Annotated in this window: 19 protein-coding genes; 3 read left to right on the top strand and 16 right to left on the bottom strand. The window is 70.6% G+C overall.

Going from position 1 to position 24,942, the window contains the following annotated elements; genetic code table 11:
- The gene (locus KV097_RS18020; protein ID WP_220342645.1) at window positions 1–603 is read right to left on the bottom strand and encodes a TetR/AcrR family transcriptional regulator; all 603 of its coding nucleotides are present in this window, start codon (window positions 601–603) and stop codon (window positions 1–3) included.
- A gap of 103 nt (window positions 604–706) precedes the next feature.
- Between KV097_RS18020 and KV097_RS18015 the strand changes: the two genes are divergently transcribed.
- On the top strand, window positions 707–1,207 hold the full coding sequence (locus KV097_RS18015) for a hypothetical protein (protein WP_220366672.1): 501 nt from the start codon (window positions 707–709) through the stop codon (window positions 1,205–1,207).
- A gap of 2 nt (window positions 1,208–1,209) precedes the next feature.
- Here KV097_RS18015 and sigJ read toward each other — a convergent pair whose 3' ends face one another.
- The 3 genes from sigJ to KV097_RS18000 form a co-directional block, all read right to left on the bottom strand.
- On the bottom strand, window positions 1,210–2,166 hold the full coding sequence (sigJ, locus tag KV097_RS18010) for an RNA polymerase sigma factor SigJ (RefSeq protein ID WP_308289490.1): 957 nt from the start codon (window positions 2,164–2,166) through the stop codon (window positions 1,210–1,212).
- Window positions 2,142–2,900, bottom strand: coding sequence for an SDR family oxidoreductase (locus KV097_RS18005; RefSeq protein WP_220366671.1), 759 nt, complete (start codon window positions 2,898–2,900; stop codon window positions 2,142–2,144). Before KV097_RS18005 ends, sigJ begins: the two co-directional genes overlap by 25 nt.
- Before the next feature lie 72 nt (window positions 2,901–2,972).
- The gene (locus tag KV097_RS18000) at window positions 2,973–3,962 is read right to left on the bottom strand and encodes a sigma-70 family RNA polymerase sigma factor (RefSeq protein WP_220366670.1); all 990 of its coding nucleotides are present in this window, start codon (window positions 3,960–3,962) and stop codon (window positions 2,973–2,975) included.
- 198 nt (window positions 3,963–4,160) lie between these two features.
- Here KV097_RS18000 and KV097_RS17995 point away from each other — a divergent pair, with 198 nt between their 5' ends.
- Complete coding sequence (locus KV097_RS17995) at window positions 4,161–8,819, top strand: family 78 glycoside hydrolase catalytic domain (protein ID WP_308289489.1); 4,659 nt, start codon at window positions 4,161–4,163, stop codon at window positions 8,817–8,819.
- Window positions 8,820–8,965: 146 nt separating this feature from the next.
- On the opposite strand, the gene KV097_RS17990 is transcribed toward KV097_RS17995, so the two are convergent.
- From KV097_RS17990 to KV097_RS17945, 10 genes are all read right to left on the bottom strand, one after another.
- Window positions 8,966–9,175, bottom strand: a complete 210-nt coding sequence (locus tag KV097_RS17990; RefSeq protein WP_220366669.1) for a LuxR C-terminal-related transcriptional regulator — start codon at window positions 9,173–9,175, stop codon at window positions 8,966–8,968.
- A 28-nt stretch (window positions 9,176–9,203) separates the two neighbouring features.
- Window positions 9,204–10,433, bottom strand: a complete 1,230-nt coding sequence (locus tag KV097_RS17985; protein ID WP_220345607.1) for an alpha-hydroxy acid oxidase — start codon at window positions 10,431–10,433, stop codon at window positions 9,204–9,206.
- Window positions 10,433–11,860, bottom strand: a complete 1,428-nt coding sequence (locus tag KV097_RS17980) for a rhamnulokinase family protein (protein ID WP_220366668.1) — start codon at window positions 11,858–11,860, stop codon at window positions 10,433–10,435. Before KV097_RS17980 ends, KV097_RS17985 begins: the two co-directional genes overlap by 1 nt.
- A gap of 9 nt (window positions 11,861–11,869) precedes the next feature.
- A complete protein-coding gene (locus KV097_RS17975) occupies window positions 11,870–13,939 on the bottom strand; it encodes a bifunctional aldolase/short-chain dehydrogenase (protein WP_255559822.1) in 2,070 nt (689 codons plus the stop codon).
- Entirely contained in the window at window positions 13,939–15,102 is a 1,164-nt protein-coding gene (gene rhaI / locus KV097_RS17970; protein WP_220366667.1) for an L-rhamnose isomerase, read from the bottom strand. Before rhaI ends, KV097_RS17975 begins: the two co-directional genes overlap by 1 nt.
- A gap of 1 nt (window position 15,103) precedes the next feature.
- Window positions 15,104–15,496 (bottom strand): L-rhamnose mutarotase, encoded by a 393-nt coding sequence (locus KV097_RS17965; RefSeq protein ID WP_301021956.1) that lies wholly within the window; start codon window positions 15,494–15,496, stop codon window positions 15,104–15,106.
- A gap of 166 nt (window positions 15,497–15,662) precedes the next feature.
- On the bottom strand, window positions 15,663–16,709 hold the full coding sequence (gene rhaS / locus KV097_RS17960; protein ID WP_220342653.1) for a rhamnose ABC transporter substrate-binding protein: 1,047 nt from the start codon (window positions 16,707–16,709) through the stop codon (window positions 15,663–15,665).
- A complete protein-coding gene (locus tag KV097_RS17955) occupies window positions 16,706–17,815 on the bottom strand; it encodes an ABC transporter permease (RefSeq protein WP_220345610.1) in 1,110 nt (369 codons plus the stop codon). The genes rhaS and KV097_RS17955 overlap by 4 nt, the downstream gene beginning before the upstream one ends.
- Window positions 17,812–18,855 (bottom strand): ABC transporter permease, encoded by a 1,044-nt coding sequence (locus KV097_RS17950; protein ID WP_220342655.1) that lies wholly within the window; start codon window positions 18,853–18,855, stop codon window positions 17,812–17,814. Before KV097_RS17950 ends, KV097_RS17955 begins: the two co-directional genes overlap by 4 nt.
- Window positions 18,852–20,369, bottom strand: coding sequence for a sugar ABC transporter ATP-binding protein (locus tag KV097_RS17945; RefSeq protein WP_220345611.1), 1,518 nt, complete (start codon window positions 20,367–20,369; stop codon window positions 18,852–18,854). The genes KV097_RS17950 and KV097_RS17945 overlap by 4 nt, the downstream gene beginning before the upstream one ends.
- A 181-nt stretch (window positions 20,370–20,550) precedes the next feature.
- Between KV097_RS17945 and KV097_RS17940 the strand changes: the two genes are divergently transcribed.
- Window positions 20,551–21,582, top strand: coding sequence for a LacI family DNA-binding transcriptional regulator (locus KV097_RS17940; protein ID WP_301021954.1), 1,032 nt, complete (start codon window positions 20,551–20,553; stop codon window positions 21,580–21,582).
- Window positions 21,583–21,763: 181 nt separating this feature from the next.
- Here KV097_RS17940 and KV097_RS17935 read toward each other — a convergent pair whose 3' ends face one another.
- Together KV097_RS17935 and KV097_RS17930 are read right to left on the bottom strand one after the other, a co-directional pair.
- The gene (locus KV097_RS17935) at window positions 21,764–23,197 is read right to left on the bottom strand and encodes an ATP-binding protein (RefSeq protein ID WP_301021953.1); all 1,434 of its coding nucleotides are present in this window, start codon (window positions 23,195–23,197) and stop codon (window positions 21,764–21,766) included.
- On the bottom strand, window positions 23,194–24,882 hold the full coding sequence (locus tag KV097_RS17930) for an FAD-dependent oxidoreductase (RefSeq protein WP_220366666.1): 1,689 nt from the start codon (window positions 24,880–24,882) through the stop codon (window positions 23,194–23,196). The genes KV097_RS17935 and KV097_RS17930 overlap by 4 nt, the downstream gene beginning before the upstream one ends.
- Between the last annotated feature and the right edge of the window lie 60 nt (window positions 24,883–24,942).

The raw sequence follows: 24,942 nt of genomic DNA, 5'->3' as shown, positions 1-24,942 counted from the left end.
TCAGACCAGCAGGCCTCGGACCAGTCGGCTCAGGACCTCGCCGCACTCCTCCCGGACGCGAGGACGGTCGTCGGGCGAGGCCGCGGCGATCGTCATCGCGCACCCCCCGAGCATCGTGAACGCCACCGACGAGGTGGTCTCGATCGGGAGGGCCGGGATGCGCCCGGAGGAGACCAGGCGGGTCACGATCTGCTCGATCAACCCTGCGGCGTACTCCTCCTCGCACGCCTTCCACTGCTCCCAGCCCAGCGCGATGGGGCCTTGCCGGAGCACGATCTCGGCGTAGTCGGAGTTCGTGGCGTGGTCGAGATAGGCGCTCATCGCGGCGAACGCGCCCGCAACAGGGTCCTCGTGGGCGAGGAAGGCATCGCGGGCTGCGCCCAGCCCTTCGGTCTCCGTCCGCTCCAGCACGGCGCGGTAGAGGTCCTGCTTGTCCTTGAAGTGGTGATAGACCGCGCCGCGCGTGACCTGCGCCGCCGACGCGACCTCGGAGAGGGCCGTCTTGGTGAACCCGCGCTCGACGAACATCGAGGTCGCCGTCGTGAGCAACGCCTCACGTGTCTCCTCGGAGTACTGCTCGCGTCTGCTGCGGGGGCGTGGCATACTCCCAGCATATGACATACACTGTGTATGTGACCGACAGGACGCAGGTCAGAGACTCCGCGTCTGTCGAACCGGCTCGAGGCCCCGGGACGAGAGGACTCCGATGACCACCTCGACGATCGACCGCTCCGCGTGGGAGCAAACCACGCGGCGCCAGCGCGCCCTCCACGCGCTCACCGAAACCATCAGCCAGGACCCCACCGCGCTGCCGGCTGCCGTGCGCCGCGCCCGGTCGGAGACGTTCGGCTCGCTCGACTCCCTCCTGCTCGCCGCCCATGCGCACTGGGTCCGCACCTTCGAGGCACGCCTCGACCACCTGCTCGAGCAGGGCGGGTACGGCGACCAGGCCGCCGTCGAGCGCGTCTGGCGCGAGACCGCTCAGGTTCTCGACGGAACCGCCGCGCTGCTCGACGCGTACGCCGACCACGAGGTGCTCGCGCGCGCCCACGCCGACCACCGTCGGCGTGCCCGGAGCACGGCGGGTGTCGACCTTCCGTCTCGCTGGGTCGGCGCCTCGCGACCGGCACAGCGCGCCCGACGACCGGCACAGCGCGTCGAGCGTGCCGGCTGGCGGTGCCGAGCCCGGGCTCTGCTGACGCACTGATCTCACCGGTCAGGACGCGCCAGGTCTCCCAGCTTGTCGGGGTTGCGGACGATGTCGATGGCCGCGACGAGGCCGTCGACCACCGTGAACGACGTGACCGACCAGGTGCCCGTCGAGTCGCACATGACGATGCCGTAGCCGCCGTTCACGAGGGCCGGACGCACCTCGCGCGGCGGTCGCCGCAGGAACCCGAGCATGATGCGGGCCACCTGCACGGCCCCGTGCTGCGCGGCACGAGGGGCGGGCACATTGCCCCCGCCGTCCGAGCGCATCACGACGTCCGGATCGAGCACGCTGACCAACGCCGCCAGGTCACCCCCGGCGCAGGCGGCGATGAAGGCCTCGACGACCTCGCGCTGCTCGCGGACCGACGGGTTCGCCCTCGGGGCACCCTCGCGGACGTCCTTGCGCGCCCGCGCCGCGAGCTGCCGCACCGCTGCCGGGGTCCGACCGACGACACGGGCCACCTCGTCGAAGGACATCCCGAAGACGTCGTGGAACAGATAGGCCACCCGCTGCGCCGGTGTCAGCTGCTCGAGGACGACGAGCAGGGCCATGCTGACCGACTCGTCGAGGGTCACCCGGTCGGCTGGGTCGATCGCGCGAGAGGCGGCGGCGAGCGGCGGGAGCGGCTCCACGACGGGCTCCGGCAGCCACGTGCCGACGTAACGCTCGCGCCGGGCCTGGGCGCTCCCGAGCTGATCGAGAGCGAGGTGTCCTACGGTGGTCGTGAGCCACGCGCGCAGGTCTCGGATCGCTCCGTGGTCGGCCCGCTGGAGCCGCAGCCAGGACTCCTGGACACAGTCCTCGGCAGCCGCACGGGAGCCGGTGACGGCGTAGGCCACCCGCTCCAGGTGCGCCCGGTGCTCCTCGAACTCCACGGCGAGGAGCTCGTCGGCGGTGGTCTCGCCGCCGGGAGGGCGCACGTCGTCGATCATGCGTACCGCGCCTTCAGCCACGAGGCGAACGTGGTCATCCCTCGCACGTCGGGGTCGTCGTCGACCAGCGCCCCGGCTCCGACCTCGCGCAGCGGCCCCCACGCGGGCACACGCACCGGGAGGCGTCGCCGACCGGTTGCCACGGACCATGTCCGACCAAGATCTCGCAGAGATGCCACCTGCGGGCCGGCGACCGCGAGCGTGCGCCCCAGCGGGCCCGAGTCGACGGCGTCGGCGATCGCGTGAGCGACGTCGCCGACGTCGACCGGTTGCAGGGGCGCCTCCACGGAGGGGCGGATCCCGACCTTGGCGGCGCCGGCGAACAGCGTGTCGAGCAGGTCGTGGAACTGGGTCGCCCGCACGAGCGTCCACGGGACGGGCCCCGTCCGTACGACCTCCTCCTGCTCGACCTTGGCCCGGTAGTACCCGAATCCGCCCGCGTTCTGGACCTTGTCGCAGCCGACGATGGAGACCACCACGTGGTGGGCCACCCCGACCGCGCTCTCCACCTCCAGGAGACGCCGGGACCCGTCGATCAGGACCGCCTGCGCTGCCTTGGAGCCGAACCCGTTGCTCGCGTCCACGACCGCCGCGCACCCGTCGAGCACCTCGCGCAGACCCGCTCCGGTGCTCAGGTTCACCGGATGACTCGCGCTGCTGCGGCTCGCCGGCCGCACCTCGTGACCGCGCGCCTGCAACGCGGCGACCACCACGCTGCCCAGCGTGCCCGTCCCCCCGATGACTGCGACCCTCATTGTCGTCCCCTTCGCTGTGGAAGTGCTCCTACTGAGGGGACGGCGCAGCGGGCGCCGGTGTGACATGTGGCGTTATGGACCCTCGTACGGTCGCTCCGGGGGCGTCTCCGGGAGTCCGAGCAGCGGGAACAGGCGGGTGTCCAGGAAGGTCGAGATGTTCGTGACCTCGCCGCCCTGGACGTCGAGGACAGTGATCGACCACGGGACGAACCCGCCCTCGGGCGCGGGCCGCCACTGCGCCAGCGCTGGAGCGCCGTTGACACTCATCGGCTCCACGCGAGATCCCAGACACTCCTTGCCGGGCCCCTCCATCCACGTCCGGATGTCCTCCCGTCCCTGGAGCCACATGACAAAAGGGGGCATGCTCTGCGTGGCGTCCTCCCTCAACAGGGACACGAAGGTGTCCATGTCGTACGCCTCGAACGCGGCGACGTACTTCGCGAGAAGCTCCTGCTGATCGGCGTCGAGCTCGTCGTAGGTGTCTCCGGACGTCGACCGCACCGTGCTCAAGGTCGCCCGGGCCCGCTGGAGCGCGCTGTTGACGGAGGCGACCGACGTGTCGAGGAGGTCGGCGACCTCGGCAGCCCTCCACCGGAGCACCTCACGGAGCACCAGCACCGCACGCTGACGCGGCGGCAGGTGCTGCAGAGCCGCCACGAACGCGAGTCTGATCGACTCACGGCCTGCCGCCACCTCCGCGGGGTCGGCCGAGTCGGGGAGGATGCGCTCGTCGAGCATCGGCTCCATCCACGCCTCGTTGGCGCGCTGCGCCGCGAGCGAGTGGACGACCGGCTGCCAGGCGGTCGCGGAGAGGTCCATCGGGCGGGCGCGCCGCTGGCCGGAGCCGAGGATGTCCATGCAGACGTTGGTCGCGATCCGGTAGAGCCAGGACCGCAGGGACGATCGGCCCTCGAACTTGTCGAGGCTTCGCCAGGCGCGAACCATCGTCTCCTGGACGGCGTCCTCGGCATCGAACGCAGAGCCCAGCATGCGGTAGCAGTAGCCGGTCAGCTCCCGGCGATAGGTCTCGAGCTCGAGCTCGGTCGTTGCAATGGCCGTCATGGTCCCTCCCCCATCCGCAGCAGTTTCCCACCGCCACACCCACAGGAAAACGTACGCAACTGACAGTTCTCGGACGAGCGAGTTGTCAGCCGGTTGCCGGGCGCCCGTGGCCGGAACCGGTCACAGGGCTAGCGGAGTGACCTACGTCACTCTAGCGTCTGTTGAAACGTTCCAAACGCTTCCAGCGAAGGAGCCACCGTGGTGATCCCACCCCGCCCTCTCGTTCTCGTCGCCGCAGCCGCACTCCTGCTCGGCCTCCAGACGCCCGCCGCCGCCACGACCGACGTCTCAGCCTCCACCGCCGCGACCGCGTCGTCCGCTCCGCCGACGGTCGGCGCGCTCCGGGTCAACGGAACGGAGAACCCGCTCGGGATCGACGGCAGGAAACCACGCCTGGGCTGGCAGCTCGACGCGGACCGCCGCGGCGTCACCCAGAGCGCCTACCAGGTCCGCGTGGCGCGCAGCGAAGCGCGGCTGAGCGACCCCGACGTGTGGGACAGCGGCAAGGTCGAGTCCCGCCAGTCCGTCGAGGTGCCGTACGGCGGGCCTGCTCTGGCCTCCGGCACCGGCTACGTGTGGTCGGTCCGGGTCTGGGACGACGCGGGCGCGGCGTCGTCGTGGAGCGACCCCGCCACGTTCGAGACCGGTCTCCTCACGGCCTCGGACTGGAAGGCCTCGTGGGTCGGCGCCGCCCGCCCAGAGCTGGGCGCGCAGTGGACGGACTACACGATCGAGTTCACGGCCTCGCGCATCTCCGGCGCCCTCGGCGTCTACTTCCGCGGCCGCGACACCGAGCACGCCTACATGTGGCAGATCAGCGAGGCGGAGAAGTCGCTGCGACCGCACGTCAAGGACGGCGGATACCGAGTCCTCCCGGCCACGCCGTTCCCTGCCGGCTTCGACTTCGCGGCCGAGCACCGCTACCGCGTCGAGGTCGACGGCACGACGATCAGGACCTCGGTGGACGGGGCGCTGCTCGACGAGCGCACCGACGCAACCTTCACCGGCCCCGGCGCCCTCGGCTTCCGCACCAGCGCACCCGAGACCGGGCTGGTGCACGACGTGGTGGTCACCTCCGACGACGGCACCACGCTCGTCGACACCACCTTCCCCGCTGGCGACCGCACCTTCTCTGCCGGCACGGTCGCCGACGGCACGCTCAGGGTCGACGCCGCCGGCCCCGAGGTGTGGCTGCGACGCGACGATCCCGTCCCCCTGCTCCGCAAGGAGTTCGACCTGGCGGGCAAAGAGGTGGAGCGTGCGCGCGTCTACGCGTCCGCGCGCGGCGTCTACCGCCTGCACCTCAACGGCGAGCGTGTCGGCGACCACGAGCTCGCCCCCGGCTGGACCGCGTACGACAAGCGCATCGACCACCAGACGTACGACGTCACCGACCTCGTCCGCTCCGGCGACAACGCCTTCGGGGCCGAGCTCTCCCGCGGCTGGTACACCGGCAACATCGCGATGTTCGGCCCCAACACGTACGGCACCGACACCTCCCTGATCGCCCAGCTCGTGGTCGACTTCACCGACGGCACCTCGACCACGGTCGCGACCGACGGCTCCTGGAACGCGACCGACGGCCCTGTGCGCGCGGCCGACCTGCTCGACGGCGAGACCTTCGACCGGCGGCGTGCCGACGCCCTCGGTGACTGGGACGAGCCGTCGTACGAGCCCGAGGGCTGGACCGACGTGGTCGTCCGCGACGAGCCGGTGGACACGCTCGAGCCGCAGACCGCGCCGCCGGTCCGCGTGACCCAGGAGCTCACCGAGACCCGCCGGATCGACTCTCCGACCGACGGTGCCCACCTCTACGACCTCGGCCAGAACATGGTCGGCCACGTCCGCCTGACCCTCGACGGCGACAAGGGCGACACGGTCCGGATCCGTCACGGCGAGGTGCTCAATCCCGACGGCACCCTCTACACCGCCAACCTCCGCAGCGCGAAGGCGACCGACTACTACACGCTCGGCTCCGACGGCCCCGAGACGTACGAGCCCGCGTTCACGTTCCACGGATTCCGCTACGTCGAGGTCACCGGCGTCGATGAAGCGCCGGACGCCGAGGACGTCGTGGGTGTCGTCGTGGGCACCGACGGAGAGCTCACCTCCGAGCTCGACACCTCCTCCGACCTCGTCGACCAGCTCCACCGCAACATCGTCTGGGGCATGCGGGGCAACTTCCTCTCGATCCCGACCGACACCCCGGCTCGCGACGAGCGGATGGGGTGGACCGGTGACATCAACGTGTTCGCCCGCACGGCGGTCTACGACATGGACGCGCAGACGTTCCTGGACAAGTGGCTCCAGGACCTCCGCGACACCCAGCGCGCCAACGGGTCGCTGCCGGGCGTCGCGCCGATCGTGCCCGGACGGTTCGACGGCGGGTACGAGTCGGCGGGGTGGATGGACGCCGGCGTGCACGTGCCGTGGACGCTGTGGCGGGCGTACGGAGACACCGAGGTGATCCGCGACAACTACACGATGATGAAGAAGTACGTCGACTTCCTCGACGCCGACTCGACCAACCACATCCGGTCGGCCGGCGGATACCTCGACTGGCTCAACCTCGACGACCCGACGCCGGCCGACGTGCTGGACACCGCCTTCGTCGCGAAGAGCACCCGCGAGTTCGCGCAGATGGCTGAGGCGATCGGCAACGACGCGGACGCTGCGGCCTACCAGGCACGGTACGAGGCGATCCGCGCTGCGTACCAGGACGCCTTCGTCGCCGCCGACGGGACGGTGAAGGGCGACAGCCAGACCTCGTACATCCTCACGATCATCAACGACCTGGCACCGGCCGACCGGCTCGACGCGGTGGTCGACCAGTTCGTCGAGACGCTCGAGCGCCGCGACTACCACCTCTCGACCGGCTTCCTCGGGGTCGACGGACTGCTGCCGGCGCTGACGAAGGCGGGCCGCACCGACATCGCGTACCGGCTCCTGCAGAACGAGGACTACCCCTCCTGGGGGTACGAGATCGGCAAGGGCGCGACCACGATCTGGGAGCGCTGGAACTCGATCAACCCCGACGGCACCTTCAACGACGTCGGCATGAACTCGTTCAACCACTACGCGTACGGCGCTGTCGGCGAGTGGATGTACCGGACGATGGCCGGGGTCTCCGAGCTCGAGCCGGGCTACCGCAAGGTGCTGGTCGCGCCGGAGCCGGGCGAGGGCATCGACCACGTGACGTTTGAGGTGGAGACGCGCTACGGCACGGTCCGCAGCGCGTGGAAGAAGGTCAGCGGCGGGCTCGATCTCGAGGTGTCCGTGCCGGCGAGCACGACGGCGGAGATCCGGATCCCGGCACCAGGCCGCTGGGCGGTGACCGAGGGCGGTGGTGCCGCGGAGTCGGCCGACGGGGTGCGGTTCGTCGCGTACGAGGACGGGCACGCCGTGTACGAGGTGGGGTCGGGCGACTACCGCTTCGGCATCGACCGCGCGCTCGGCGAGCTGGGTGAGGCGGCCGCGGACGTGGACGTGCTGGCCGGGCAGGTCGACGCGCTGGCGACGAAGGGCCTGCTGACGCGGCTGCTGAAGCGGCACCTGCAGGCCGAGGTCGCCACGCTGGACCGCCAGGTCGAGCAGGCTCGCGCGGCTCGCGCCGAGGGCGACCGTGACACGGCGGCAACGCGAACTCACCAGGCGCTCGCCACCGTGTCGGCGCTCGAGCTGTGGGTTGACCTGCAGCGCGTGCTGCGGCTGGTCGACACACCGACCGCCGCGTCGCTGAAGGCGACGCTCGCACGCATCGACGGGCATCTCTCGGCCGCGTCGGGCGTCATCGTCGGGGCGGTCGCCAAGGCCGAGCCGCGGGGCCCGGTCCACCTGGCGGGCGACACCGTACGGGTCGCGGTGACGTTGCAGAACACCGGCACGAAGTCCCTGCCGAACGTGACGAGCGCGCTGCGCTCGGCATCGGGCTGGACAGTGGAGCCGGTCGGGGCGCGGCCGGCCACGGTCGCTGCCGGGACGACGGTCACCCACCTGTACGACGTGGTCGTGCCTGACGGCACTCCGGTCGGTACGGAGACGCTGACGGGCACGGTGTCGTACCGCCAGAGCTGGGGCAGGGCCACGCTCCCGGTCTCCGCCGACGTCGTCGTCTCCCCCACGCTCACGCTCGACTCCGCGGCCGTGGCGCCGCAGGCCGTGACCGCAGGCGACGAGGTGACGGTGACGGCGGTCGTCCGCAACCACAGCACGCGGCCGGCCTCGGGCGAGCTGACGGTGTCAGGCCCCGGGGTGACCTCGCCGGCACCGACGTCGTACACGGTGCCGGCCGGCACCACGGCGGACGTGCCGGTGACGGTGACGGTTCCGACGACGGTCGTCGCAGGCCCGCTGACACTCACCGCCTCGACGGGAGCGACGGAGTCGCAGAAGGCGGCGGCGACCCTCGGCGTGACGTTGACGCCGCCGCCGCCCGGTGCCGTCGACCACATCGACGTGGGCCTCTCCGCGTCGGAGCAGGCGCACGGCCTGACCGCGTCGCCGAACAGCGGCACGAACGTCGAAGCCGGACTGACCCGCCGATACACGCACTCGTCGTACCCGGGTGGCTGGTTCGAGATGGACCTCGGCGTGCCGGCGGGCAAGGCGTTCGTGCTGCGGGCCGTCGAGACGTACGACGGGGCGCGCCGCAAGACGTACGACATCGTCGTGGACGGTGTGGTCGTGCACTCGCACGACGCGAGGCGTACGGAGGGTGGCGAGGGCACGCAGACGTACCAGGTGCTCGTCGACCGGCCCGACCTCACCGCAGACGGCACGGTGCGCGTGAGGTTCCAGGACACCGGCGCCGACTACGACCCGTCGATCGCCGACGTCTGGTCGCTCCCGGTCTCGTAGGCACCCCCGCACCCCGCTCGCGGGTCACTCTCCTCGGCCCGCGGGTCACTCTCCTCGGCCCGCGGGTCACTCTCCCGGTCGAGGGTGACCCGCGAGTCCCAGAGAGTGACCCGCGAGTCCCAGAGGGTGACCCGCGAGTGGTCGGGTCAGATGAGGTCGTGGCGTACGGCCCAGACGACGGCCTCGATCGGTGTCGAGACCTCGAGCGCCGAGCACACCGTGCGCAGACGGCGCCGTACGGTCCGCTCCGACAGGAGGAGGCGACGGCCGACCGCCTCGACCGTGAGCCCTTTCGCGACGAGAGCGAGCAGGACGAGGTCGTCACGGTCGAGCCGACCCTGGCCGTGCCGTGTCACCGTTCCCCCGTCCCCCCGCACGTTGTGGTTATCCCCTGGGGATCAGCCGTTGGAGCTGGGTGACGTGCGACGGCTGCAGCTCGTCGACGCTGCTGACTCCCAGCAGGCGCATGGTGCGCTCGAGTTGGGTGGAGAGGATCTCGATCGCGCGGTCGACACCGGCCCGTCCACCGGCCATCAACCCGTACAGGTAGGCGCGTCCGATGAGCGTGAAGTCGGCCCCCAGGGCGAGCGCCGCGACGATGTCGGCGCCGGACATGATGCCGGTGTCGAGGTGGATCTCGGTCGTGCCCTTGACCTCGCGGGCGACGTCCGGCAGCAGGTGGAACGGGATGGGCGCTCGGTCGAGCTGACGGCCACCGTGGTTGGAGAGCACGATCGCATCGACACCCATCTCGGCGAGACGCGAGGCGTCCTCGACGCTCTGCACCCCCTTGACGACGAGCTTGCCCGGCCACTGCTCCTTGATCCACGCGAGGTCCTCGTAGTCGACCGTCGGGTCGAACATCGTGTCGAGGAGCTCGGCGACCGTGCCCGACCAGCGGTCGAGCGAGGCGAACGCCAGGGGCTCGGTCGTGAGGAAGTTGATCCACCAGGCCGGCCGCGGGATCGCGTTGACCACTGTCCGCGGCGTGAGCGTGGGCGGGATCGTCATGCCGTTGCGGGTGTCGCGCAGCCGCGCGCCGGCCACCGGGACGTCGACGGTCACGACGAGCGCCTCGAACCCCGCCGCGGCGGCGCGCTCGACCAGCGCCATCGACCGCTCGCGGTCCTTCCACATGTAGAGCTGGAACCAGTTGCGCCCTGCCGGGTTGGCTGCCCGTACGTCCTCGATCGAGGCAGTGCCCATCGTCGACAGCGCGAACGGGATGCCGGCCGCTCCCGCCGCGCCCGCCCCGGCGTACTCGCCCTCGGTCTGCATCATGCGGGTGAAGCCGGTCGGCGCGATCCCGAACGGCAGCGCCGACGTGGCGCCGAGGACCTGGCACGAGGTGTCGACCTTGGAGACGTCGCGGAGGATCCGAGGGTGGAACGTCACGTCCTGGAACGCCTGACGCGCTCGGGCCAGCGACAGCTCCTCCTCAGCGGCTCCGTCGGTGTAGTCGAACGCCGGGCGTGGGGTCCGCCGCTTCGCGATCGTACGGAGATCGTCGATCGTGAGGGCCGACGCGAGCCGACGCTCGCGCGGGCTGAGGACCGGCTTCTTGAACTTCAGCAGCGGTCCGAGATCGCGGGGGTGGGGTACGCGTCGATCCATCAGGAGACCTTTCCGAGCGGGCGAGGAAGATAGTGCTGCTGGTCCAGCGTGCTCCCGACGAGAGCGCGGAGCGCGTCCAGGTCGCCGGACACGGCGCCGAGCGTCCGGCCCTGCACGAGCGCGTTGCCGAGGGCGGTGGCCTCCACCGGTCCGGCGAGCACCTCGAGCCCTGATCGGTCGGCGGTGAGCTGGCACAGCAGCCCGTTGAGCGCGCCACCACCGACGATCTGGATCCGGCGGACCCGGCGACCCGCGAGCTCCGCGGCGCGGCGGAGCGTGGTCGCGAACGCGTCGGCGAGGCTCTCGAGGATCGCGCGTGTCGTCTCCGGGCGACCGGTCGGCGGCCGCAGGCCGTGCTCTGCGGCGTACGCGCGGATCCGCGCCGGGACGTCGCCCGGCGGGAGGAAGCGCGGGTCGTCGACGTCGAAGAGCAGCGGTGTCTCGACCTCGGCGGCGGCAGCCAGCAGGGACGCCAGCTCGACCGGTCGCCCGTCCTCGCGCTCCCACGTGCGTACGGACTCGCTCAGCAGCCACAGACCCATCACGTTGTGGAGGAACCGGACGCGCCCGTCGACGCCCCCCTCGTTCGTGAAGCCTGCCTGCCGTGCCGCGTCGTCGAGGACAGGTCGCTCGAGCTCGAGCCCGGCCAGCCCCCAGGTGCCGCACGACACGTACGCGTCGTCCGGCCCCAGCACCGTGCCGGCGACCGCCGAGGCCGTGTCGTGCGAGCCCACGGTGGTGACGGTCAGGTCGTGCCCGCCGAGCTCCGCAGCGACGTGCGGCAGCAGCCCTCCGAGCGTGGTCCCGGGGGCGACCAGCGGCGCCAGGAGGTCCGGCGCGATGCCGAGCGTCTTGGCGAGGTCGGTGTCCCAGGTGCCGGTCGTCACGTCGAGCAGGCCCGTGGTCGAGGCGTTGGTGAGCTCGGTCCCGACGTGGCCGCTCAGCCAGTGCCCGATGAGGTCCGGCACCATCAGCATCGTGTCGGCGTGCTCCAGGTGGGTGCCGTCGGCGACGAGCTGGAAGACCGTGTTGAACGGCAGGTGCTGCAGCCCGTTGCGCGCATAGAGGGCAGCGGGCGCCACAGTCGCGTGCACGGACTCCACGGCGGCCGCGGTGCGGCTGTCGCGGTAGTGGAACGGCGTCGAGACCATCCGCCCGTCCCGCAGCAGGGCGTAGTCGACCGCCCAGCTGTCGACCGCCACGCCGGCGAGGCCGGGCGTGGAGCGTACGGCGAGCCGCAGGCCGTCGACGACCTCGCGGAAGAGCCCGACGACGTCCCAGTGCAGACCGTCGGGCAGCCGCACCGGTGCGTTCCCGAACCGGTGCACGACCTCCAGCCGCGCACCGTCCGGGCCGACCTCGGCCACCACCACGCGTCCGCTGGTGGCTCCGAGGTCGACCGAGGCGACGTGGACAGGCTCAGACATGCACCGGCCTCAGCGCAGGAACGCGGCGGCGACGCCGGCGTCCACGGGGATGTGCAGCCCGGTCGTGTGGCTCAGCTCGGCGCTGCAGAGGACGAACACCGCGTTGGCGATGTTGGCCGGCAGCACCTCGCGCTTGAGGATGGTCCGCTGCGCGTAGAACTTGCCGAGGTCCTTCTCCTCCACGCCGTAGACCGCGGCGCGGTTCGCGCCCCAGCCGCTGGCGAAGATGCCCGAGCCCTGGACGACACCGTCGGGGTTCACGCCGTTGACCTTGATGCCGTACGCGCCGAGCTCGGCCGCGAGCAGCCGGACCTGGTGCGCCTGGTCGGCCTTCGCCGCACCGTACGCCACGTTGTTGGGGCCGGCGAAGATCGAGTTCTTCGAGGAGATGTAGACGACGTCGCCGCCCATCTCCTGCTCGATCATCACCTTCGCCGTGGCCTTCGAGACGAGGAACGACCCCTTGGCCATGACGTCGTGCTGGAGGTCCCAGTCCTTCTCGGTGGTCTCCAGCAGCGAGCGCGAGAGCGAGAGGCCGGCGTTGTTGACCACGAGGTCGACACCGCCGAACGCGAGCACCGCCGCGTCCACGGCTGCCTGGACGGCGTCGGCGTCGGAGACGTCGACCTGGACGCCGACCGCGACGTCGGTGCTCCCGAGCTCGGCCGCAGCCTCCTGGGCCTTCTCCAGATCGAGGTCGGCGATGACGACGCAGGCGCCCTCGGCGGCGAGCTTCTCCGCGGTGGCCCTGCCGATGCCGGACGCAGCGCCGGTGACGAGCGCGACGCGGGTGGCCAGCGGCTTGGGCTTCGGCATCCGCTGGAGCTTGGCCTCCTCCAGCGCCCAGTACTCGATGCGGAACTTCTCCGACTCGTCGATCGGCGCGTATGTCGAGAGCCCCTCGGCGCCGCGCATCACGTTGATCGCGTTGACGTAGAACTCACCGGCGACGCGGGCGGTCTGCTTGTCCTTGCCGAAGCTGAACATGCCGACACCCGGGACCAGCACGATGAGCGGATCGGCACCACGGATCGCGGGGCTGTCCGACGTCGCGTGCCGGTCGTAGTACGCCTGGTAGTCCTCGCGGTAGGACCCCGCGAGCTCCTTCAGGCGGGCGATCGAGTCCTCGACCGACGCGTCCGCGGGGAGGTCGAGCACGAGCGGCTTGACCTTCGTACGGAGGAAGTGGTCGGGGCACGAGGTGCCGAGCTCGGCGAGCCGCGGGTGCTCGGCGTGCGAGAGGAAGTCGAGCACCACGTCGGAGTCGGTGAAGTGGCCGACCATCGGGCGGTCCTGGCTCGCGATCCCGCGGATCGTCGGCGCGAGCGCGGCAGCCTTAGCGCGCCGCTCGTCCTCCGGCAGCGCGGTGTACCCGTCGAGGGCGGGGCCGAACGGCTCGGGCTTGCTGTGCTCCTCGATGTAGGCCGCCGCGGTGCGGATGATCCACAGCGAGTTCTGCTCGGCCTCCTCGGAGGTGTCGCCCCACGCCGTGATGCCGTGCCCGCCGAGGACGCAGCCGATCGCCTGCGGGTTCTTGGCCTTGATCTCGGCGATGTCGAGCCCGAGCTGGAAGCCGGGACGACGCCACGGGACCCAGACGACCTTGTCGCCGAAGATCTTGCCGGTCAGCTCCTCGCCGTCGGCGGCGGTCGCGACCGCGATCCCGGAGTCGGGGTGCAGGTGGTCGACGTGCGCCGCGTCGACGAGCCCGTGCATCGCGGTGTCGATCGACGGAGCGGCACCACCCTTGCCGTGGAGGCAGTAGTCGAACGCCGCGACCATCTCGTCCTCGCGCTCGACGCCCGGGTAGACGTCGACGAGCGCACGCATGCGGTCCAGGCGCAGGACGGCGAGGCCGGACTCCTTGAGCGTGCCGAGGTCGCCTCCCGAGCCCTTGACCCACAGGAGCTCGACGGCCTCGCCGGTGACCGGGTCGGTGTCGGTGCCCTTGGCAGACGTGTTGCCACCGGCGTAGTTGGTGTTGCGCGGATCGGCGCCGAGGCGGTTCGAGCGCTCGATGAGCGCCTTCGCGGTCTCGTTGGCGGCGTTCGCCGTGGTGTTGTCGGACATCGTGCTCATCAGCTCCATCCGGCCTGGGTCCCGCCGACCCGATCGGCCTCGATCTGTTCCTGGTAGCCGCTGGCGAGGTAGGCCTGCATCGGGTTGGACGGCAGGCCCTGCGTCTCGCGCCATGCGGCGAGGTCGGTACGTACGTCGGTGTAGAAGGCGTCCATGAAGATCTCGTTGGCAAGGAGGACGTCACCGTCAGCCTGGGCCGCGGTCAGCGCCGCGGTGTCGACGAGCAGCGCACGCGCGGTCATCTCCTGCACGTTGAGCACCGAGCGGATCTGCCCGGGGATCTTCTTCTCGATGTTGTGGCACTGGTCGAGCATGAACGCGACGTCGCCGTCCCTGCCGTACCCGCCGCCACGGACGACCTCGAACAGGATCCGGAAGAGCTGGTACGGGTCCGCCGCGCCCACGATGAGGTCGTCGTCGGCGTAGAAGCGCGAGTTGAAGTCGAACGAGCCGAGCTTCCCGAGGCGCAGCAGCTGGGCGACGATGAACTCGATGTTGGTGCCGGGGGCGTGGTGGCCGGTGTCGAGGCAGACGACCGCGTTGTCCCCGAGGGCGGCGACCTGCGTGTACGCCGTGCCCCAGTCCGGCACGTCGGTGTGGTAGAAGGACGGCTCGAAGAACTTGTACTCGAGCACGAGACGCTGGTCGGCGGACAGGCGCTCATAGATCGTGGCGAGCGACTCCGCGAGGCGGTCCTGCCGTCCGCGCATGTCCGCCTGGCCGGGGTAGTTGCTGCCCTCGGCGAGCCAGATCTTGAGGTCGCGCGAGCCGGTCGCGTCCATCACGTCGATGCACTCGAAGTGGTGGTCGATCGCCTTCTGGCGGATCTTCGGATCGGTGTGGGTCAGGGCGCCGAGCTTGTAGTCGTCGTCCTGGAACGTGTTGCTGTTGATGGTGCCCAGGCCGATGCCCTGGTCCTCGGCGAAGCGGCGCAGCGCCGCGTAGTCGTCGGTCTGGTCCCACGGGATGTGGAGCGCGACGCGCGGGGCGAGGCCGGTGAAGCGGTGGACCGCGGCCGCGTCGGCGATCTTCTCCTCGACCGTACGAGGTGTGCCGGGCGAGCCGAAGACCTTGAAGCGCGTGCCGGAGTTGCCGTAGGCCCAGGAGGGAACCTCGATCTCCTGCTCGGTGAGCCGCGACGCGATGTCGGCGAAGTTCGTCATGTCAGTTGCTCTCTCCTCGCGCACGGGTCTCGCGCGCGGTCGTCTGTGCCGTCGAAGTCTCGGTCGCCTGGTGGGCAGCCAGCTGGTCCTCGAGGTGGAAGATCTCCTCCAGCTCGAGGAAGCCTTCGTCAGGTGCTCCGTCGAGGTCCTCGAAGAGCTCGGCCATCTCGGCCTGCCACCGCCGGTTGACGTCGGTGGCCGCCATCTGGGCGCGGGCCCGCTCGAGCGACTCGGTCTCGAGGTAGCCGATCAGGAGCCCGTCGGGGCGGAGGAACAGCGAGTAGTTGTGCCAGCCGGCGGCGTCCAGGGCCTCCAACATCTCTGGCCACACCGCGGCGTGGCGCCGGCGGTACTCGTCGATCCGGTCCTGCCGGACCTGAAGCTGGAAGCACACGCGGCGCATCGTTCCTCCGGAAGTGTTCGGAGTGGTTCCCGGTCACCCCTGGCCGCAGGGGCGACCGGGAACCACGTCGTGGTGCCGGGCGGGTGGCCCGGCGAGCTCAGACCTCCTGGTCAGAGGTGCTGTGCTCGGGCGTACGACTCGTCCGAGACGTCAGGTCTCAGAACTGGAAGTCGTCGATGTTGTCCTTGTTGAACTCGAGCGGGTCGCCGAGGAGCACGACACCGTCGGCGCCGACGGTGTACTCGCCGAGCTTGCCCGCCTCGAACGTGTCACCCTCTTCGCCCTTGATGTCGCCGTCGACGAGCGCCTTGGCGGCGAAGGCGGTCAGGTAGCCGAGGTCCTCGGGGTTCCAGAGGGCGAAGGAGCCGACCGTGCCGTTCTTGACGTACTCGCGCATCTGGTCGGGCGTGCCCAGACCGGTGAGCTGGACCTTGCCCTTGTACTGCGAGTCCGAGAGGTAGCGCGCCGCTGCGGCGATGCCGACCGTGGTGGGCGAGACGATGCCCTTGAGGTCGGGGTGCTTCTGCAGGAGTGCGGCGGTCTTGTCGAACGACGTCTGGTCGTCGTCGTCGCCGTAGACCGTCTCGACGAGCTGGATCTTCGGGTGGTTCGCCTTGAGATCCTCCTCCATGAGCTTGATCCACTCGTTCTGGTTCGTCGCGTTCGCCGACGCCGAGAGGATCGCGATCTTGCCCTGGTCGCCGATGGCCTTGGCGATGAGCTCGACCTGCTTGGAGGCGATGCCCTTCGCATCCGCCTGGTTCACGAAGAGGTCGCGGTACTCCGGCTTGGTGTCGGAGTCGAAGGTGACGACCTTGGTGCCGGCGTCACGCGCCTCCTGGAGCGCGTCGCCGATGGCCTCGGGGTCGTTGGCCGAGATCGCGATGGCGCCGGTGCCCTGCTGGGTCAGCGTGTTGATGTAGCTGACCTGCGAGTCGGGGGTCGCCTCGGACGGGCCGACCTCCTTGAAGGTGCCCTCGAACTCCTCGACGGCAGCCTTGCCGCCCTTGGAGGACGTCTCGAAGTAGGGGTTGCCGAGGTTCTTGGGGAGGAAGGTGACCGAGACGTCGTCGCCGCCGCCTCCGCCGTTACCCTCGTCGTCGCTCCCGCCGCAGGCGGCGAGCACCAGGCTCATGCCCAGCACGGCGGCGACGGCCGGGACGAACCGCGCGAGGCCGCGTCGCCTCGTGGTCTGTGTGGTCATCGGTCTTCTCTCTCTCGATTGCTGACCGGCCCGTCCGGGTCGGCCTGGGGGGTGGTGCTGTTGGGCTCGGGGGCGCCACGACGTCGCCGGCTGCCGATCCAGCCGAGGACGCTGGAGCCCACGACGGAGACGACCAGCAGCAGGCCGGTGACGATGTTGATGACGTCGGCGGTCTGGTCGGCCAGGCGCAGTGCGCTGCCGATCGCCCCGATGAGGAGCACGCCGGCGATCACGCCGGGGAGTGCGCCACGTCCGCCGAAGATGGAGACGCCGCCGAGCAGCACGGCGGCGATGACCTGGAGCTCCATGCCGTTGGCGTTGTCGCCGCGGGCGCTGCCGTAGCGCAGCGTGTAATAGATGCCTGCCATGGCCGACACGACACCGGTCAGCATGAACAGCACCAGCTTGGTGCGCTCGACCCGGATCCCGGAGAACCGGGCGGCGCCCTCGTTGAGGCCGATCGCGAAGATGCCGCGGCCGAAGGCGGTGAAGTGGAGCAGGACGATGAAGAGGACGGCCAGCACCGCGAACACGATCATGATCGACGGGATGTCTGACTCGCCGATCCGGCCGCGTGCCCAGTCGGTCCACGCCTCGGGGAAGTCGGTGACGGCGGTGGTGCCGAGCAGGCCCACCGCGATACCGCGGTAGAGCGCGAGCGTGCCGATCGTGACGGCCAGCGACGGCAGCCCGACCACGGTGACGAGGAAGCCGTTGAACGCACCGCAGACGACCCCGACGAGCAGGGCGGCGACCGCCGCGAGGACGACGGGCGTGCCCTTGTCGTAGAGCACGCCGAACGACACGCTCGCGAGCGCCACGGTGCTGGCGACCGAGAGGTCGATCTCTCCGGTGATGATCACGAGCGTCATCGGGAGCGCGATCAGGAGGATCGGGGCGACGTCGAGGAGGAGGTACGTGATGGTGATCGGCCGGTCGAAGAACGGCACGGTCGCCGAGGCGTACAGGTAGACGACGACCAGGGCGGCCCAGACCGCGACGTCGCGGCTGAGCAGGACCCGCTGCCACAGCGGACGCTGATGGTCGCGGTAGGTCCGGCCGCGCGAGGGCGTGGAGGTGTCGGAGGGGTCGATCAGGCTGGTCATTCGGCGTCCCTCTCTGCCAGCAGCTTCTTGTGCTGTCGGTCCTTGAGGACCTTGTCCAGCACGATCGCGACGATGATGAGCAGGCCGACGACCGCGCGCTGCCAGAAGTCCTGGATGCCGAGGATCGGGAGACCGCGGTTGATCGTCATGAGGAGGTACGCGCCGACCGCCGCACCGAGGACGGTGCCGCTGCCGCCGAAGATCGCGACGCCACCGATCACGGCGGCGCCGACCGCCTCGAACTCGATGCCGAGCCCGGCGCCGGAGCTGATGGTGCCGTAGCGCGCGACGTAGAGGACGGCCGCGAGCCCGGCCAGACCGCCGGAGACCGCGAAGGCGACGAGGGTGCGCTTGGTCTTGGGCAGCCCGTAGAGCGTGGCGGCCTCGGGGTCGGAGCCGAGGGCGTACATCTCGCGCCCGGCGCGCGAGCTGCGCATCAAGACGATGGCGACCCCGAGCACGGCGAACGAGATCCACGCGAGCGTCGGGATGCCGAGCACCGACGACGTACCGAACGTGAGCAGGTCGCGCGGGATGTCGGAGGCGTTGATCCGGTCGGAGCCGGCCCACGACATCATGATGCCGCGATAGACGTAGAGCGTGCCGAGCGTGATCACCAGCGCCGGCACCTTGGCGAACGCGACGAGTGCGCCGTTGATCAGGCCGAGCACGACGCCGAGCAGGATCGCGAGCAGCAGCACGACGATGATCGGCAGCCCTGTGTCGACGAAGAGCCGGCCGGTCGCGTAGGCGACCAGACCGAGGATCGACCCGACCGACAGGTCCACGTTGCGGGTGATGATGACGATCGCCTGGCCGACGGCGAGCACCACGAGGATCGACGGCGTCAGGAAGAGGTCGCGCCAGCCGTCCTTGCTGAAGAGGAACGACGGGTTGATCGCGGTGGTCACGGCCAGGACCACGAGGAAGGCCAGGACGATGCCGGTCTCGCGCGCCTGGAGGACCTTGCGGACCCGGGCGCCGACGCTCGGGGGCGGCGGGGGCGCCGGCGTCGTCGCGGTCGTGGCTGCGGTGCTCATGCGGAGGCTCCCTCGGTGTTGGTCGCCGCGAACATCACGGCCTCGGGGGTCGCCTGCTCACGGCTCAGCTCGGCCGTGATCCGGCCCTCGTGCACGACGACGACCCGGTCGGCCATCCCGAGCACCTCGGGCAGCTCCGACGAGATCATGACGATGCCCATGCCCTCGCCGGCGAGGGCAGACAGGAGCCGGTGCACCTCGGCCTTGGTGCCGACGTCGATGCCGCGGGTCGGCTCGTCGACGATCAGCACGTCGGGTGCGGTGCTGAGCCACTTGGCGAGCACGACCTTCTGCTGGTTGCCGCCGCTGAGGGTGCCGGCGAGAGCGTCGAGCGTCGCCGCCTTGACCTCCAGGCGCGAGGCCCAGTCACGGGCTGTCGCGTTCTCGGCTCCGGACGACAGGATGCCGGCGCGCGAGAGGCGACGGCGGATCGCCATGGTGATGTTGCGGGCGATCGAGGCGTCGAGGACGAGGCCGTGCTTGCGCCGGTCCTCCGGGACCAGGGCGAGCCCGAGGCGGATGGCGGCCGCGGGGTCCCCGGCAGGGACGGCCTTGCCGGCCACCCTGACCGTGCCCGAGTCGTACGGGTCGACCCCGAACGCCGCCTGCATGATCTCGCTCCGGCCGGCGCCGACGAGACCAGCGAGCCCGACGATCTCGCCCCGCCGGACCTGGAGGTCGACGTCGTGGAACACACCGGCACGGGTGAGGCCCTCGATCTCGAGGACGACGTCGCCGATCTGCGCGTCCTGCTTGGGATAGAGGTCCTCGACGTCGCGCCCGACGAGTCGGCGCACGATGTCGTCGACGGTGACGTCGGCGACCGCGTCGGTCGAGACGTACGAGCCGTCGCGCATCACGGTGATCGTGTCGCAGAGGCTGAAGACCTCGTCGAAGCGGTGGGAGATGAAGACCAGTGCGCGGCCCTCGTCGCGCAGCGCGCGGGCGATCGTCATCAGGCGGTCGACCTCGATGCCGCTCAGTGCGGCGGTCGGCTCGTCCATGATGAGGACGCGGGCGTCGAGGGAGATGGCCTTCGCGATCTCGATGATCTGCTGGTCCGCGATGGACAGGCCGTCAGCGGGGCGCTCCGGGTCGATGGCGACGCCGAGACGGGCGAACAACGCGCGCGCCTCGGTGTCCATGGCCTTGCGGTCGATGCTGCCGAACCGCGACCGCGGCTGGCGCCCCATGAAGATGTTCTCGGTGACGCTGAGGTCGGGGAACAGCGTCGGCTCCTGGTAGATCACCGCGATGCCGGCGTCCTTGGCGTCGGCGGTGGTCCGGAAGTCGACCGGCTCGCCGAACAGCTCGTACGATCCGGAGTCCGGCCGATAGAGGCCCGCGATGATCTTGACCATCGTCGACTTGCCTGCGCCGTTCTCGCCGACCAGCGCGTGGATGGACCCGGTGGTGACGGTCAGGCTGCCTGCACGCAGGGCGACCACCTGCCCGAACCTCTTCGAGACGTCGCTCAGGGCGAGCGCGACCGTCCCGGTGGCGGCTGTGGCCATCGACTTCCTCACCGACTTCCGTACGCACCGAGGGGTAGCGCGTTTGAATCGTTTCAATTAACGTGGCGTTCACAAGGTATATGAGGCGACTCACAAGGGTCAAGGGAACCCCTTGAAACGATTCAGTGGCAGACTTCACGCACCGTCCGCCATGCGACAGACCTAGATACAGGAGATGCCGGTGGCAAAGCCCCCGTCGACACCGACCCCGGCAGCCAGCCTCCGTGACGTCGCTGCGCTCGCAGGCGTCTCCGTCGGCACGGTCTCCAACGTGCTCAACCACCCTGCCAAGGTGTCGGAGCAGACCGCGGAGCGGGTCTTCGCGGCGATCCGTGACCTCGGGTTCGTCCGCAACGAGGCGGCCCGTCAGCTCCGGCAGGGACACAGCCGGTCGATCGGGCTCATCGTGCTCGACATCCGCAACCCCTTCTTCACCGACGTCGCCCAGGGTGTCGAGGACGAGGCGACCGCGCGGTCGCGCAGCGTCCTGCTCGCCAACTGCGCGGAGGACGCCGCCCGGGAGAGTGCCTATCTCGACCTCTTCGAGGAGCAGCGTGTCGACGGCCTGCTCATCTCACCGGTCGGTGACGTCCTCGACCGCCTCGACCGCCTCCGCTCACGCGGCATGGCGGTGATCCTCCTGGACCGGCTCGCGTCGACGGAGTCGTACAGCTCAGTCTCGGTCGACGACGAGCGCGGTGGTCGACTCGCGGTCGAGCACCTGCTCGAGACCGGGCGGCGACGCATCACCTTCGTCGGTGCCTCCACCGACATCGAGCAGGTCCGCGACCGCCTCGCCGGTGGACGGCGAGCGGTCGAGGGTGTCGGCAACGCCTCGCTGGACTACCGCGAGATCACAGGGATGCACGTCGCCCCGGCACTGGCCGAGGGCGAGCGGATCGTCGCGCTGCCGGCCGACGAGCGTCCTGACGCGGTGTTCGCGGCCAACGACCTGATCGCGATGGGGATGCTCCAGGCCTTCACCCGGGGTGGGCTGAGGACGCCCGACGACATCGCGCTGATCGGCTACGACGACATCGACTACGCCGCCTCGGCAGCCATCCCGCTGTCCTCGGTGCGCCAGCCCTCACGCGAGATGGGCCGGCGCGCCGCCGAGCTGCTCCTCGCCGAGATCGAGGCCGGCGGCAGCGGTGAGCGCCAGCACATCGTCTTCGCCCCGGAGCTGGTGGCCCGCGCGTCGACCCTCGGCTGACCGCCCCGCGCCTCGCCCCGTACGCGATGTGTGCACCTCCTCAAGGAATCGGCACCCGGATTCCTTGACCAACTGCACAAATCGGGGACGGGAGGGACGGGGACGGGAGGGACGGGGACGGGAGGGACGCTCGGGGACGGGAGGGACGGGGACGGGAGGGACGCTCGGGGACGGGAGGGGGTCAGCCGGCCGCGTCGTACGGGAGGCGGACCGTGAAGCGGGTGCTGCCGGGCTCCGACTCCACCGTCAGGTCACCATGGTGCTTCCTGACCACGATCCGCCAGGAGATGTCGAGCCCCAGTCCCGTCCCTTCGCCGACGGCCTTGGTCGTGAAGAACGGCTCGAAGATCCGCTCCTGGTTCTCCGGCGTGATCCCCGGACCGGTGTCCGCGACCTCCACCTCGCACCAGTCCTCCACGCGACGCGTGGTGAGAGTCAGGGTCCCGTCTCCCGCCATCGCCTGTGCCGCGTTCACGATCAAGTTGGTCCAGACCTGGTTCATCTCCGCCGCGAACATCGGGACGGGCGCGATGCTGCGGTCGTAGTGCTTGACCACGGTGATGCCGCGCAGCTTCATCTGCAGCATCAGCAGGGTCGCGTCGAGCAGCTCGTGGACGTCGGTGCGGACGAACGGGGCGCGGTCGAGCTGGGAGTACTGCTTCGCCGCGTTGACCAGGGTCGACACCCGGTTGGTCGCATCCTCGATCTCGGCGATCAGCTCCTCGGTCTCGAGCGTGTAGCCGAGCCAGCGCATCGCGCCGGCGAGCGCGCTGGGGTCCACCCGGGCCGCCGCGGCGTCGAGCCACGTCTCGTCGATGCCGCCCTGCACGAGCACCGGGGCGATCTCCCAACCGTTCTCGATCCCGTGGTCGTCGAGCCAGTCGGCGAGCCGGTCCTCGAGGTCGGACGCCTCGAGGACACCGAGCACGTCCGCCGATACGGCGTCGGCGCGACGCGCCAGTGCGTCCTCCTGGAGCGCCATCAGCGCGGTGATCGTCTCGCGGTCGTGGGTGCCCTCGGCGATCATCGCGAGCTTGTGGCGCATCGCCGCGACCCGCTCGCGCAGTGTCGCGGTCGCGCGCACGGCCGCGGACGCGGGATTGTTGAGCTCGTGGGTGAGGCCGGCCGACAAGGACCCCAGAGCCAGCAGCCGCTCACGCTGCCCGACCGCCTCCTGGGTGTTGCGCGTCCCGAAGAAGAGGCCCTCGAGGAGGTGCACCGCCATCGGGAACCAGTCGGCCATCAGCTTGGCGAAGTCGGCGGCGTCCAGGACGAAGAACCGCGACGGCTCCAGCACCTTGGTCGAGCCGGTGTACACCTGCGGAGCACGGTCCCCCAGGTACGCCGACCAGGCTCCGGTGTACACGCCGGCCCGGGCGGTCCGGGAGGTCTCGACGTCGTCACCGCCGACCGTGCGATAGAGGGCGATCTCCCCCTCCAGCATCACGTAGAAGCACGTCGCCGGATCGCCCTCGCGGATGAGCCATCCCGGCTTCGCGTGCTCCACCCGGCCGTGCTCGCACAGCCACGCCAGCTGCCAGTCCTCGAGGCGCTCGAACAGGAACATCCGGCGCAGCTCGGCGACGTCGCACGGCAACGGCTCGGGCGTGCTCACAGCTGCTCCAGGTAGCGGTGCACCAGCATCACGGCCATGGCTCCTTCTCCGACGGCGGAGGCGACCCTCTTCGCCGACTCCGCACGGACGTCTCCGGCGGCGAAGATTCCGGGCACGCTGCTCTCGAGGTGGTACGGCACCCGGTCGAGCGTCCACCCCGGTGGTCGCGCGCCGTCCTGCAGGAGGTCGGGGCCCGTCGGGACGAACCCGTGGCGGTCGCGCACGACCACCCCGTCGAGCCACTCCGTCCGCGGCACGGCGCCGATGAAGACGAACGCCCACCCGCACGGGACCGTGGTCATACGTCCCGTGCTGAGGTCGCGCAGCACCAGGCCCTCGAGGTGCCCGTCTCCGCATCCCGCCGCGACCTCGGTCGACGTCATCACCCGGATCCGGGGGTGCGCCTCGACCTGCTCCACGAGGTACGCCGACATCGACTGCGTCAACGCTGGCCCACGGACGAGGATGGTCACGCTGCGAGCCTCGCGGGCCAGCGCGATCGCGGCCTGGCCGGCGGAGTTCGCCCCGCCGACGACGTACACGTCCTGGCCGGCGCAGGCGGCCACATTGGTCAGCGCCGACCCGTAGTAGAGCCCTCGCCCAGTCATGTCGTCCAACAGGGGGCCGTCGAGCCGCCGGTACGTGACTCCGCCGGCCAGGATGATCGTCTGCGCGTCGAGGGAGCTGCCATCGGGGAAGCGGACGGTGCGTGCCGGCCCGTTGACCTCCAGCCCGACGGCGTCGCGGGTGGTGACGATCTCCGCACCGAACTTGAGCGCCTGACGCCGTGCGCGCTCGGCAAGCTGGGCGCCCGAGACGCCGTCGGGGAAGCCGAGGTAGTTCTCGATCCGTGAGCTCTGCCCCGCCTGCCCTCCGGTGGCGGTGCGCTCGACGAGCACGGTTCTGAGTCCCTCAGACGCCCCGTAGAGCGCCGCGCTGAGACCGGCGGGCCCGCCGCCGACGACGATCAGGTCGTAGAAGTCGGACCGAGGCTGCGTCACCAACCCGACCCGGTCGGCGAGCTCGGCGTCGGTGGGGGCCACCAGCACGTCGCCGCCCGGCGTGACGACGACCGGGAGCTGCGGGTCGTCCAGCGTCGCGGCCGTGAAGAGCGCGTGTGCCTCGGCCGAGTCGGAGGCGAACCACCGGTACGGCACCTGGTTGCGTGCCAGGAACTCGCGCACCTCCGACGAGCGGGCCGACCAGCGGTGCCCGACCAGCTTCGTCTCGCCCACCGGGTGGCGGTCGGTGCGGGACCAGGCGTCGAGCTGGTCGTCGATCACCGGGTAGAGCTTCTCGTCCGGCGGGTCCCAGGGTTTGAGCAGGTAGTAGTCCAGGTCGACGAGGTTGATCGCGTCGATCGCCGCCTCGGTGTCGGCATAGGCGGTGACGAGCACGCGGCGCGCCGCGGGGAACAGGTCGATCGCCTTCTCGAGGAACTCGATGCCCGTCATCTGGGGCATCCGGTGGTCGGCCAGGAGGACCGCCACCTCCTCGCCACGGAGCTTGAGCTCACGCAGCGCCTCGAGAGCCTGCTCCCCGGACTCGGCACGCACGATCCGGTGGGTCGACCCGTAGCGGCGCCGCAGGTCGCGCGCGATCGAGCGCGACACCGCCGGATCGTCGTCCACGGTGAGGAGGGCGACACGGTGCTCCACGCGCCCGGGGGAGGTCGTTGCCGTCATGTCGGTCCTTCGCGGTGGTGGCCGAGGTCTCCATCGTCGCGCCTCCGCAGCCCGGAGGCC

The sequence above is a fragment of the Mumia sp. zg.B17 genome (assembly GCF_019550915.1).
Lineage (GTDB): Bacteria > Actinomycetota > Actinomycetes > Propionibacteriales > Nocardioidaceae > Mumia.
Note: the sequence above shows the minus strand (reverse complement) of the source record. Positions and strands in the feature narration are given on the sequence as shown.